The sequence below is a fragment of the Pseudomonas sp. GW456-L12 genome (genome assembly GCF_059424045.1).
In genome coordinates, this window is the sequence record NZ_JBWKZA010000005.1 from 230,185 (window position 1) to 242,453 (window position 12,269).

Annotated in this window: 13 protein-coding genes; 3 read left to right on the forward strand and 10 right to left on the reverse strand. The window is 64.7% G+C overall.

The window, feature by feature from the left end; translation table 11 throughout:
* Positions 1 to 2 precede the first annotated feature (2 nt).
* Positions 3 to 1,442: a cardiolipin synthase gene (cls, locus tag AC07Y9_RS08945; RefSeq protein WP_102680215.1), complete on the reverse strand. Its 1,440-nt coding sequence runs from the start codon at positions 1,440 to 1,442 to the stop codon at positions 3 to 5.
* Between the two features lie 222 nt (positions 1,443 to 1,664).
* On the opposite strand from cls, the gene AC07Y9_RS08950 reads away from it, so the two are divergent.
* Positions 1,665 to 2,186, forward strand: a complete 522-nt coding sequence (locus AC07Y9_RS08950) for a DUF3617 domain-containing protein (protein ID WP_007927620.1) — start codon at positions 1,665 to 1,667, stop codon at positions 2,184 to 2,186.
* 80 nt (positions 2,187 to 2,266) lie between these two features.
* Here AC07Y9_RS08950 and thrS read toward each other — a convergent pair whose 3' ends face one another.
* The 8 genes from thrS to folE2 are packed head-to-tail and all read right to left on the reverse strand — an operon-like array spanning position 2,267 to position 9,863.
* On the reverse strand, positions 2,267 to 4,165 hold the full coding sequence (gene thrS / locus AC07Y9_RS08955; protein ID WP_102680216.1) for a threonine--tRNA ligase: 1,899 nt from the start codon (positions 4,163 to 4,165) through the stop codon (positions 2,267 to 2,269).
* Positions 4,166 to 4,208: 43 nt separating this feature from the next.
* Positions 4,209 to 5,546 (reverse strand): dihydroorotase, encoded by a 1,338-nt coding sequence (locus AC07Y9_RS08960; protein ID WP_102680217.1) that lies wholly within the window; start codon positions 5,544 to 5,546, stop codon positions 4,209 to 4,211.
* 2 nt (positions 5,547 to 5,548) lie between these two features.
* On the reverse strand, positions 5,549 to 6,109 hold the full coding sequence (locus AC07Y9_RS08965; RefSeq protein ID WP_053263163.1) for a gamma carbonic anhydrase family protein: 561 nt from the start codon (positions 6,107 to 6,109) through the stop codon (positions 5,549 to 5,551).
* Positions 6,106 to 6,543 carry a phosphoribosyl-AMP cyclohydrolase gene (gene hisI / locus AC07Y9_RS08970; protein ID WP_007927616.1) on the reverse strand — a complete coding sequence of 146 codons (438 nt, stop codon included), beginning with the start codon at positions 6,541 to 6,543 and terminating at the stop codon, positions 6,106 to 6,108. The genes AC07Y9_RS08965 and hisI overlap by 4 nt, the downstream gene beginning before the upstream one ends.
* Positions 6,540 to 7,424 carry a metal ABC transporter substrate-binding protein gene (locus tag AC07Y9_RS08975; protein WP_102680218.1) on the reverse strand — a complete coding sequence of 295 codons (885 nt, stop codon included), beginning with the start codon at positions 7,422 to 7,424 and terminating at the stop codon, positions 6,540 to 6,542. Before AC07Y9_RS08975 ends, hisI begins: the two co-directional genes overlap by 4 nt.
* An 11-nt stretch (positions 7,425 to 7,435) precedes the next feature.
* Positions 7,436 to 8,302 (reverse strand): metal ABC transporter permease, encoded by an 867-nt coding sequence (locus tag AC07Y9_RS08980; protein ID WP_102680219.1) that lies wholly within the window; start codon positions 8,300 to 8,302, stop codon positions 7,436 to 7,438.
* A complete protein-coding gene (locus AC07Y9_RS08985; protein WP_102680220.1) occupies positions 8,302 to 8,970 on the reverse strand; it encodes a metal ABC transporter ATP-binding protein in 669 nt (222 codons plus the stop codon). Before AC07Y9_RS08985 ends, AC07Y9_RS08980 begins: the two co-directional genes overlap by 1 nt.
* Entirely contained in the window at positions 8,967 to 9,863 is an 897-nt protein-coding gene (gene folE2, locus AC07Y9_RS08990) for a GTP cyclohydrolase FolE2 (protein ID WP_007927611.1), read from the reverse strand. Before folE2 ends, AC07Y9_RS08985 begins: the two co-directional genes overlap by 4 nt.
* Positions 9,864 to 9,992: 129 nt before the next feature.
* On the opposite strand from folE2, the gene AC07Y9_RS08995 reads away from it, so the two are divergent.
* Entirely contained in the window at positions 9,993 to 11,213 is a 1,221-nt protein-coding gene (locus AC07Y9_RS08995) for an N-acetylmuramoyl-L-alanine amidase (RefSeq protein WP_102680221.1), read from the forward strand.
* Positions 11,214 to 11,332: 119 nt separating this feature from the next.
* Here AC07Y9_RS08995 and AC07Y9_RS09000 read toward each other — a convergent pair whose 3' ends face one another.
* A complete protein-coding gene (locus AC07Y9_RS09000; RefSeq protein WP_102680222.1) occupies positions 11,333 to 11,713 on the reverse strand; it encodes a glutamine synthetase in 381 nt (126 codons plus the stop codon).
* Between the two features lie 134 nt (positions 11,714 to 11,847).
* Here AC07Y9_RS09000 and dksA point away from each other — a divergent pair, with 134 nt between their 5' ends.
* A complete protein-coding gene (gene dksA, locus AC07Y9_RS09005; RefSeq protein ID WP_009051641.1) occupies positions 11,848 to 12,252 on the forward strand; it encodes an RNA polymerase-binding protein DksA in 405 nt (134 codons plus the stop codon).
* Positions 12,253 to 12,269: the final 17 nt, after the last annotated feature.

Consider the following 12,269-nt stretch of genomic DNA (forward strand, 5'->3'; position numbering starts at 1 on the left):
CGCTAGAGGATCGGTGAAATAAGCCGGGCTACCCGCATGCCAAGTTGTTGCAGGCGGTGGGTTTCCCGGCTTTCCTCTTTGGCGATTTCGCGGGAACGCTCGAAGTCGAGGTTGAGCATATGTTCCACCTCCCTGGCGAAGGCTTCGTCCACGGTCAGCAACATCACCTCGAAATTCAGGCGGAACGAGCGGTTGTCCAGGTTGGCACTGCCGATCGCGCTGATTTCGCTGTCGATCAGCACCACTTTCTGGTGCAGGAAACCCGGCTGATAACGGAACACCCGCACCCCGGCGCGTACGGCTTCGAAGGCGTACAGGCTGGACGCCGCGTAGACGATCCGGTGGTCCGCGCGCGACGGCAGCAGGATCCGCACATCCACCCCGCGCAAGGCAGCCAGGCGCAAGGCGGCGAACACGGCCTCGTCGGGAACGAAATAGGGGCTGGTGATCCACACCCGTTCGGTCGCCGCGTGGATGGCTTCGACGAAGAACAGCGAGCAGGTTTCATAAGGGTCCGCCGGGCCGCTGGCCAGCACCTGGCACAGCACGCCGTCATCGGGGTAGGTGTCCGGCAGGATCAACGGCGGTAATTGCCGCGAGGCCCAGAACCAGTCTTCGGCGAAGGATTCCTGCAGGCAGGCCACCACCGGACCGCTGACCGAAACATGGGTATCGCGCCAGGGCGCCAGAGGCGGTTTTTTCCCCAGGTATTCGTCGCCCACGTTATGCCCGCCGACAAACCCCAGCAGGCCATCCACCACCACTATCTTGCGGTGATTGCGAAAGTTGATCTGGAAGCGGTTGAGCCAGCCGCTGCGGGTGGCGAAGGCATGCACCTGGATGCCGGCGTCGCGCAGTGGCTGCACATAGGCGTGGGGCAGGGAATGGCTGCCGATGCGGTCGTAGAGCAGGTGGATCGCCACGCCTTCGCCAGCCTTTTTCAGCAGCAGCGCTTGCAGGCGTCGGCCAAGGTCGTCGTCGTGGATGATGAAGAACTGGATCAGCACCGCCGTGCGGGCACGTTCGATGGCCTGGAAAATCGCGGCGAAGGTGGCATCGCCGTTGATCAGCAGTTGTACATGGTTGCTGGCCAGGCAGGGCATGCGGCCCAGCTTGGGCATGGCCCGCAGCGAGGTGTAGGCGGCGGAGGCGCGGGCGCTCAGGGCCTCCTCGATCCAGGGGCGCCAGTTCAGCTCGTTGATCGCCTTGCGCATCTCCAGGTTGGCCTGGCGCCGGGCCTTGATATAGGCATCGAAGGTGCTGCGGCCGAACACCAGATAAGGGATAAGGGTCAGGTACGGCATGAACAACAGCGACAGGGCCCAGGCGATGGAGCCTTGGGCGGTCCTGACGGTCAGCACGGCGTGGATGGCGGCGATCAGGCCGAGAAAGTGCAGGGTGGCAATCAGATAGCCAAAAATATGTGGGCCAAAATAATCCATGGGGACAGCCTTGCTCCTGAAGATTCAATGCTGGGGTCCGTATGAAAAGCGGCGTGCCGGGCGCCTTCGGCGCTGCGTGCAAACAGGCGCGACCTTGCTCGCCAACTCTTCGTTGCAGACCCTAACAGACCATGTTCGAGCATGATTGTCGCTAATTAATTCGCCATGCAACGCCGCTGCATTTTTGGCGTCTAACGGCCACTACTGTCTAGGAGTCATTCGATGAAGCTTCGTCTACTGGGTTTGGCCATGGCCGCCGTTGTCTCGCTTCCGCTGGCCGCGCAGGCCCAGATGCTGCAACCGGGCCTGTGGGAACTGACCACCAGCAACATGAAAGTCGATGACCAGAGCCTGCCGGACCTGTCGTTGATTCTCGGTCAGTTGCAACAACAGCTGACGCCCGAGCAACGGGCGCAGTTGGAGAAGCAGGGCGTGACCATGGGCGGCAAGGGCATCCGCGTGTGCCTGACGCCGGAGCAGGTGAAGTCCGACACCATCCCGCTGCAGGACCCGCAATCGGGTTGCCGCCAGGAGGTCACCGACCGCACCTCCAACCAGTGGAAATTCCGCTTCAGCTGCCCGAAAGCCCAGGGCTCGGGCGTGGCGAAATTCCTCAGCGATCGTGAGTTCACCACCAACGTCATCGGTACCTTCAATGCCACCGGCTTCCAGCAGAAGGGCAGCATGGACACCCGTGCGGTGTGGCTGGGGCAGGATTGCGGGACGGTCAAGCCAAGAGCCTAAGAGCATCGCGAGCAAGCTCGCTCCTACAGGGGATCGTATTAAACCTGTAGGCGCGAGCTTGCTCGCGATGGCGTCTGTCGCTACAACTCTATCCGCAAGCGCTCCACCACCTCGCTCACCGCCCACCGCCCCAGGTCTTCGCCATTGCGGCTGCGCAAGCTGACAAATCCCCCGTCCTTTTCCTTGTCGCCCACCACCAGCAGGTACGGCACCTTTTGCAGGCTGTGCTCGCGGATCTTGTAGCTGATCTTCTCGTTGCGCAGGTCGGCGCTGGCTCGCAGGCCCTGGCGTGACAGGCTGTCGGCTACCGAGCGGGCATAGTCCGCCTGACCTTCGCTGATGTTGATCACCACCGCCTGCCGCGGCGCCAGCCAGCAGGGCAGGGCGCCGCTGTAATGCTCGATGAGGATGCCGATAAAACGCTCCAGGGAACCGAACAGCGCGCGATGCAGCATCACCGGGCGCTGGCGTTCGCCGTGCTCGTCGATGTAGCTGATCTCGAAGCGTTCCGGCAGGTTGAGATCGACCTGCAGCGTGCCGCATTGCCAGTCGCGGCCGATGGCGTCGCGCAGCACGAACTCCAGTTTCGGGCCGTAGAACGCGCCTTCGCCGGGGTTGATCCGGTAGTCGATCGCCATCGTCTCCAGGGCGCCGGACAAGGCGCCTTCCAGCTGGTCCCACAGCGCGTCGCTGCCGATGCGATGGGCCGGCCGGGTGGAGAGCTTGACCGCGACGTCGTGGAAGCCGAAGTCGCGATAGATGTCGAACACCAGGGCGATGGTGCTCGCGCATTCCGCCTGCATCTGCGCCGGGGTGCAGAAGATGTGCGCGTCGTCCTGGGTGAAGTGGCGCACCCGCAGCAACCCGTGCAACGCGCCGGAGGGTTCGTAGCGATGCACCTTGCCGAACTCGGCGATGCGCAGCGGCAGGTCGCGGTAGCTTTTCAGGCCACGACTGAAGATCGACACCGCGCCGGGGCAGTTCATCGGCTTGAGGGCGAACACCCGCTGGTCTTCGGTGGTGGTGCTGAACATGTGGTCGCGGTAGTTCTGCCAGTGCCCGGAGGTTTCCCAGAGGCTGCGGTCCATCACGTCCGGGGTGTTCACTTCCTGATAGCCGGCCTGGTCCTGGCGCCGGCGCATGTAGCCGATCAGTTGCTGGAACAGGGTCCAGCCCTTGGCGTGCCAGAACACCGAGCCCGGCGCGCAGTCGTCGAAGTGGAACAGGTCCAGTTGCTGTCCGAGCTTGCGGTGGTCGCGTTTGCCGGCTTCTTCCAGGCGGGTCAGGTAGTCCTTGAGGTCTTTCTGGGTGGCCCAGCAGGTGCCGTAGATCCGTTGCAGCGGCGCGTTCCTGGCATCGCCGCGCCAGTAGGCGCCAGCGACCTTGGTCAGCTTGAACGCCTGGAGGATGCCGGTGAACGGCACGTGGGGGCCACGGCACAGGTCTTCGAAATCGCCCTGGCGGTACAGCGACAGCACCTGGTCCTGCGGGATGTCGCGGATCAGCTCGGCCTTGTAGTACTCGCCCAGGCTGGCGAAGTATTCCAGGGCGTCGTCACGGCTCAGCTCGCGCCGGCGTACCGCGTGGTTGGTCGCGGCCAGGCGGGTCATGCGCGCTTCGATGCGCTGCAGGTCGTCGGGGGTGAAGGGCCGTTCGTAGGCGAAGTCGTAAAAGAAGCCGTCCTCGATCACCGGGCCGATGGTGACCTGGGCCGAGGGGTACAACTCCTTCACCGCCATGGCCAGCAGATGCGCGCAGGAGTGACGCAGGATTTCCAGGCCCTCGGGCTCGCGGGCGGTGACGATGCTGACCCGGGCATCGCCCTCGAGCATAAAGGAGCAATCCACCAGTCGATCGTTCACCCGGCCAGCGACCGCCGCCCTGGCCAGGCCGAGGCCGATGCTCGCGGCCACCTCGTACACGGAAAGCGGCTGGTCGTACTCACGTTGTGAGCCGTCGGGCAGGGTGATGTGAATCATCGGGTGTTCCTTGGTGTTCCAGGGGAGGGGTTCAGGGAAGGGATCAGCGGGTAAAACGCAGCGGCAGGCCCTGGCAGTTGTCGTACAGGCGCCCGGCGTGCCAGGCCAGTTGCCCCGATACCAGGGTGGTGTCGACGCTGTGCCGGAAACGCTGTTCGGCGAAGGGCGTCCAGCCGCACTGGGCGAGGATCGGTTGCTGGGCCACGGCGAGGCCCTCGGGCTCGGGCCTGATCAATACCAGGTCGGCCCAGTAGCCTTCGCGCAGGTAGCCGCGATCGGGAATGGCGAACAGGTCGGCGACCCGGTGGCTGGTTTTCTCCACCAGGGTGGTGATGGGCAGCACGCCATCGGCCACCAGTTCCAGCAGGGCGGGCAGGGCGTGTTGCACCAGCGGTAGCCCGGAAGGCGCCTGGCGGTAGGGCCGCTGTTTCTGTGCCCAGGTGTGCGGCGCGTGATCGCTGCCGATCACATCCAGGCGGTTGCCGAGCAAGGCCTGGCGCAGGGCGTCGCGGTCGGCGCGGGTCTTGATCGCCGGGTTGCATTTGATCAGGTGCCTGAGGCGCGTGTAATCACGGTCGTCGAACAGCAGGTGGTGCAGGCAGACTTCGGCGGTGATGCGCTTTTGCGCCAGGGGCTGGTCTTCGAACAGTTCCAGTTCGCGGGCAGTGGTCAGGTGCAAGACATGCAGGCGAGTGCCGTGACGCTTGGCCAGATCCACGGCCAGCGACGAGGAGCGATAGCAAGCTTCGGCATCGCGGATCAGGGAGTGAGCCACGGCGGGAATCGCTTCGCCGAAACGCTCCTGCATGCGCCGCTCGTTGGCCTGGATGCTGGGCGTGTGTTCGCAGTGCGCCAGGAGAATGGTCGGCACCTCGGCGAACAACCGCTCGAGGACCTGCGGATCGTCCACCAGCATGTTGCCGGTGGAGGCGCCCATGAACACTTTGACCCCGGCCACCAGGCACGGATCGAGGGCGGCGACCGTGTCGAGGTTGTCGCGGCTGACGCCGAAGTGAAAGCCATAGTTGGCCACCGAGTGGATCGCCGCTCGGCGCTTCTTGTCCTCCAGCGCGGCCAGGGTCAGGGTCGCGGGCTGGGTGTTGGGCATGTCCATGAAACTGGTGATGCCACCCGCCACGGCCGCCCGCGACTCGCTGTGGAAGCTGCCTTTCTCCGGCGCGCCGGGATCGCGGAAATGCACCTGGTCGTCGATCATGCCCGGCAGCAGCCACTGGCCCTGGGCGTCGATTTCGGTGCGGGCATTCTCGCCTTCGATGCTGCTGGCGATCTTGACGATGCGCCCGTGGTCCACCAGCAGGTCGGCGTCGAACTCGCGTCCTTCATTGACCAGCCGGGCGTTGCGAATCAGCACGCTGTTCATGTTCAGAACTCGTTCTGCAGGGCTTTGTAACCGCGCACCAGATCGACGTTGGTGCGCGCCACGTCTTCGGAAAACTCCGAGGCGCTGACGCTGACTGGCGGGAACTGCGAGAGGTCGGTGTTGGGCCCGATGCGGGTGGTGGAGGGCACGTAGAAGCCTTGCGGCAGGTCGCGGCCATCGACCACCGAGTTGTGTCGCACCACGCTGCCGTTGCCGACCGCGCAGTTGAACAGCACGCTGTTGAAGCCGATGAAGACCCGGTCGCCGACCGTGCACGGGCCATGGACGATCGAGCGGTGGGCGATGGAGGTGAACTCGCCGATGGTCACCGCCGCGCCGGATTTGGAGTGGATCACCACGCCGTCCTGGATATTCGAATTGGCGCCGATGACGATCGGGTCCATGGCGCCTTGCTCGTTGACTTCGTCGGCACGGATCACCGCGTAGGGGCCGACGAATACGTTCTCGCCGATCACCACCTTGCCGCAGATGATGGCGGTCTTGTCGACATAGGCCGACTCGGCGATGACCGGCAGATCGCCGGAGGGGTTCTTGCGAATCATGCTGGGGTTTCCTGTAGCGGCGCGCTGATGACTTGCACCGCGCCGTCGCGAATGGCGTTGTAGAAACAGTTGGGGCGCCCGGTGTGGCAGGCCGGGCCTTGCTGGTCCACCAGCAGCAGGACGGCGTCGCCGTCGCAGTCCAGGCGCGCTTCGAGCAGACGCTGGCGATGCCCCGAGCTTTCGCCTTTGCGCCACAGTTGCCGGCGCGAGCGCGACCAGTAGCAGACCTGCCCGCTGGCCAGGGTCTCGGCCAGCGCCTTGCGGTTCATCCAGGCCAGCATCAGCACCTCGCCGCTGTCGTGCTGTTGGGCGATGGCGGCGATCAGGCCGTCGGCGTTCCATGGCAGGGCATCGAGAACGCTGGTGAGCGGCCAACGGCTGCCCAGGGGCGCGCTTTCCAGGTCGAGCATCGACAGTGGAGGGCGCTTGTTCATGGCTGGCTCAGGGCGTCGTACAGGGTGTTCAGGTTGTATTCGAACAGCCCGGTGAAAGTGCTGGCTGGCCCCTTGGCGGCGAGGGCGTCGGAGTACAGGGTGCCGCCGATATGGGCGCCGCTTTCGTCGGCGATCTGCTTGAGCAGGCGCGCGTCCTTGATGTTCTCCATGAACACCGCCTTGACCTTGGCGTTGCGGATCTGGGTGATCAGCGCCGCGACTTCGGCGGCCGAGGGTTCGCGCTCGGTGGACAGGCCTTGCGGGGCCATGAAGTCGATGCCATAGGCCTGCCCCAGGTAACCGAAGGCGTCGTGGGAGGTGACGATCTTGCGGTTGCCCGGCGGCAGCGCGCCGAACTTGGCCTTGGCTTCGGCCAGCAGCGCGTAGATCCGTTTCAGGTAGGCCTGGCTGTTGTGTTCGTAATCAGCTTTGTTCGCCGGGTCGGCGGCCACCAGCGCCTTGGTGATGTTGCTCACATAGAGTTCGGCGTTCGCCAGGTTGTGCCAGGCGTGCGGGTCGGGCACGGTCTCGCCGTCCTCATCCAGCGAGCGCGGGATCACTCCGCGACTGGCGGTGATCACCGTGGCCCGGGTGCCGGTACTGGCCACCAGGCGATCCAGCCAGGGCTCGAAACCCAGACCGTTCTTGATGATCAGCCGGGCCTTGAGCTGGGCCTTGGCATCGTCCGGCGTCGGTTCGTAGGTGTGGGCGTCGGCGTCCGGACCGACCATGTCGGTGATCTGGATATGCTCGCCGCCGACCTGGCGGGTGATGTCGGCGAGGATGCTGAAGCTGGTGACCACAGCGAGTTTGTCCGCGGCCTGGGCGGGCGACAGAGACAACGGCAGCAACAGACTGAAGAGCACGAGTAGGGCGCGCATCGGGGAACACCTCATGGGGATGTGAGCAAAGGCGGGCGGCGCAGCAGACCGTGCACCGGACCGAACACCACGGACAGCAGGTACAGGCCGCCCGCCACCAGGACGATGGCCGGGCCGCTGGGCAGCGAGTAGTGGAACGACAGCAACAGGCCGAGCCACACCGAGAGGCAACCGAGCACCGCGGCAATGCCGATCAGCACCGGCAGGCGGCGACTCCAGAAGCGCGAAGCGGCGGCCGGCAGCATCATCAGGCCGACCACCATCAAGGCGCCGATGGCCTGGAAACTGATCACCAGGTTCAGCACCACCAGGGTCAGGAATAGGCCGTGGGCGAGGGGGCCGAGGCGGCTGACGCTGTTGAGGAACAGTGGGTCGAGGGTGTCCAGCAGCAGCGCTTTGTAGATCAGCGCCATGGCCAGCAGGCTGAACCCGGAGACCCAGAGCATGCCCTCCAGGGTCGGCCCGTCCACCGCCAGGGCCGAGCCGAACAGCAGGTGCAGCAGGTCCAGGCGTTTGCCGGCGAGGCCGAGAATCAGCACGCCGCTGGCCAGGGAAATCGGGTAGATCGCGGCCAGGCTGGCGTCCTCGCGCAAGCCGGTGCGCCGGGTAATCCAGGCGGCCAGGCCGGCCATGCCGAGTCCGGCGCCGAGGCCGCCAAGCGTCAGTGCCGGCAGGCTCAGCCCGGCGAACCAGAAGCCCAGCGCCGCGCCGGGGAGGATGCCGTGGGCCACGGCGTCGCCGATCAGGCTCATGCGCCGCAGGATCAGAAACACCCCCAACGGTGCGGTGCTGCATGCCAGCGCCAGGCCGCCGAGCAATGCCCGGCGCATGAACACGAACTCGTGGAAGGGCTGCCAGAGCTGGGCGGCGGCGAGCATCAGGCCACCTGCATCTGAATGGGCTGGACGATCAGTTCTTCGCTGCTGCCGAACCGGCAACCGCTGGCTTTGATCAGCAGGGCCTGGGGGATGTGCTGGCGCACGGCGGCGAGGTCATGGCAGACCACGATTTGCGTGCGACCTTGCTGCTGCCAGGTGTGGATGTGTTTCCACAGCAGGGCCTGGCCCAGTTCGTCCAGGGCGGCGTGGGGTTCGTCCAGCAGCAACAGCGGGGCATCGGCGAGGCTCAGGCGGGCGAGCAGGGCACGCTGCAATTCGCCGCCGGACAAGGCCATCAACGGGCGTTGTTCCAGGCCGCTCAGGCACCAGTCTGCGAGCACCTGCTGCAAACGTCCGGCACGCTGTTGCGCGCTTTGCCGATCGCCCCAGAAACCGGCGGCCACCAATTCCTGCAGGGTGATGGGGAACTGCCGGTCGAGGTACTGCTGCTGCGGCAGAAAGGACAGGCCGCCACGGCGAGGGACCTGCAACTTGATCTTCCCGGCCAAGGGCTTTTGCAGGCCGGCGATGACTTTCAGCAGGCTGCTTTTGCCCGAGCCGTTGGCGCCGATGATGGCGGTCAGGCTGCCGGGCTCCAGCTCAAGGTCGAGTGCCGGCGTCAGCGGTTGGCCGGGCGCGCCCCAACGCAGCGATTGCAGGCTGATCATGCGAGCTCCCAGTTCCAGCGGCTCTCGGCCACGGCGTCATGGGCGTGCAGGCTTTCAGCATGTACCACGCGCACCTGGAAGGCGCGGATGCCTGGCGAACGTTGCAAGGCGAGGTTCAGGCGGCGCGCGGCGTCTTCGCAGAACATCAGGTTTTGCCCGTTGGCCAGGGCGAAGGCTTGTTCGTCGGCGCGTTTCACCGCGGTTTGCACGGCGGTGCCAAGGGCGGCTTCGGCGTCGTTGATCGCCGCCATCAACGGCAACTCGTCGAGAAAATCATCCAGGCGCAGCTGCAATTGCGCGGTGCTGCGCTGGCTGTGGGGCGTGGCGACTATGCCTTTCGAGGAGCCGAGCCAAGTCAGGATGTCTTCATGGTGCAATGCCCGGTTGGCGAAATCATCGATGAATTGCTGCTGAATCAGCTGCCTGGAAAGCGCGGCGGAACAAGGGCACGTCGAGGAATAAGGCACCTCGATTTTTAGTTCCACGTGGAACATTGCGTTTTTCAGGTGCGCCTCGATGCTCACCGGATAGGTTTTCCAGCCGGCCAACGGGCTGATCAAGGCCGGGCGTTTCAGCAGCAGATCGGCATGAATTCGCAGGTAGGCACTGCTGGACAGCCCGTCGTGGCTGTCGAGAAAACGTTGCAGTACCTGGCGCATCAGGGCCGGGGTGAGATTTTCCTGTTCGAGCATTTCCAGCGCCAGATACAGGCGCGACATATGAATGCCGCGGGCTTCGCCGTCGTCGAGGCTGACGCCGGCATCCGCTGTTGCGCCAATCCGCTGGCCATCAAACAACACAGGTAAGGCAATGCCACACATGCCCACCCACTCAAGGGGCAGGGCCTGGCGTGCGGCCTGCGCGGCGATATCCGGCAGAGTCAGCGCATTCATGAGCAGGTCCATCGTTGGAAACAATTCGCCATGTTATATTATAACAATGCAGTCGATGAAACCTTTTTCCTGAACGTTTTTTCACCAAGCCTTTCGAGTACGGATGCTCCTCAATCTGCGGTGTAAGTCATGCACAGACGTCAGTTGCTCAACCTGCTGTTGGCCAGCGCGGCCTTGGTTCTGCCTTTGGGGGCATCCGCCACCCAGATTCGCAACCTGCGGTTATGGAACTCAGCCGACAAGCTGCGCCTGGTGCTCGATCTGAGTGGGCCGGTGCAATACAAGACCTTCTCTCTCAGCGCGCCGGAACGGCTGATCATCGACCTTCGCGGCGCGCAGCTCTGTGGCGATTTCAGCCAACTGGCCCTGGCCAACACGCCGATTCGCTCGATCCGTTCCGGGCACTTTGGCCAGGGCGATACACGGATCGTCCTCGATCTCGCCGAACCGCTGCGGCTCGACAGTTTTTTGCTGCCGCCCCAGGACGGCCAGGGCCACCGCCTGGTGCTCGACCTGAGCAATGTCAGCCGCGTCCCGCAGCAGATCGCGGCGGTCGCCGCTCCCGTTTTGCCGCGTGAAACACCGACGGATCGGGTGCATCCCAAGCGCGACATCATCGTCGTGGTCGACCCGGGTCACGGCGGCAAGGACCCGGGGGCGGTCGGCGCCCGTGGCGAACGGGAGAAGGATGTGGTGTTGTCGATCGCCCAACTGCTGGCCAAGCGGTTGAAGCGCGAGAAGGGCTTCGATGTGAAGCTGGTGCGCAACGACGATTTCTTCGTGCCGCTGCGCAAGCGGGTGGAGATCGCCCGCAAGCACAAGGCCGACATGTTTATCTCGGTGCATGCCGATGCGGCGCCACGCCTGACGGCGTCCGGGGCTTCTGTGTATGCCCTGTCCGAAGGTGGCGCCACTTCGGCCACGGCGCGCTTCATGGCGCAGCGGGAGAACGGCGCCGACCTGCTGGGCGCCACCAGCCTGCTCAACCTGAAAGACAAGGACCCGATGCTCGCCGGGGTGATTCTCGACATGTCGATGAACGCCACCATCGCCGCCAGCCTGCAGTTGGGCGGCACCGTATTGGGCAGCCTGGCGGGCATCACCACCCTGCATCAGAAGCGTGTGGAGCAGGCCGGTTTCGCGGTGCTCAAGTCCCCCGACGTGCCCTCGATCCTGGTGGAGACCGGCTTCATCTCCAACAGCCGCGACAGCCAGCGCTTGGTCACCGCGCGGCACCAGCAGGCGATTGCCGATGGGCTGTTCGCGGGCTTGCAGAGCTACTTCCAGAAGAACCCGCCGGTGAACAGCTACATGGCCTGGTTGCAGGAACAGAAAAAAGCCCAGGCCTGACGCGGCCCAGCCTGCTTCTGTAGGAGCACAGCTTGCGTGCGATGAAGACGCTGCGGTGTATCAGCTATACCGCGTAAGCGTCCATCGCGGGCAAACCTCGCTCCTACAAAATGCTTTGCTCAGCAGCCAGTGATCCGGCTGCAAGTGAACTTGCCGCTGCTGCCGCCGGAGCTTGAAAAACGGTTGCGGGTGGTCCAGCCGACGCGCTGGCTGTAGCCGACCCAGGCCTCGCCGTCGGAGGCCAGGCCGGTAAAGAAGGTCAGCTGGCCGTAACGGCTGTTGGTCTGCGCCCAATAACGTTTGCCGGCGACCTCGAAACCCCGCAGATAGGTAGTACTGCCCGCGGCCGCGACGCTGTAGGCGTTGCCTTCGGCATCCACGCAGGCCAGCAGGTTGGCGCTGCGGGTGCAGGTGGCCAGGGCGCTGGGCACCTGCGCGATGGCGGTGTCCGCGACCAGCAGGGACAGGCTCAGCAGCGTGTATTTCAAGGCGTGGCGCATGGGGTTTCTCGGCAAGGGAGGCTCAAGCATCCCGCCCTTCGTCGCGTGCGGCAAGAGAGGGTTGGCTTATTTGTATTGTTATACTATAACATTAAATAAAGCCTGACCCGTGACCCACCATGACTGAACGCCCGATGACCGAAGCGCAACTTCTCGCCCAGCCCGAGGCGGACTACATGAACGACGTCCAGCAGGCCTATTTCCGTGAGCTGCTGCTGGCGCAGCGCGTCGAGCTGCAAGAGCGCATCGATGGCGAGTTCGAGGTGCTGCGCGAGCAGGAACCCCACAGCGACCCCGCCGATATCGGCAGCGCCGAAGAGCAGCGTCAGTGGCAACTGCGCCTGCTGGAGCGGGAAAAGAAGCTGCTGGACAAGATCGACGAAGCCCTCGAACGCCTGGCCCGTGGCGAGTACGGCTGGTGCCGCGAAACCGGCGAGGCAATTGGCCTCAGGCGCCTGCTGCTGCGGCCTACCGCCACCCTGTGTATCGAAGCCAAAGAACGCCAAGAGCTGCGCGAACGCCATCAACGGGCGATCTGACCCAGCCACCCAGCCCC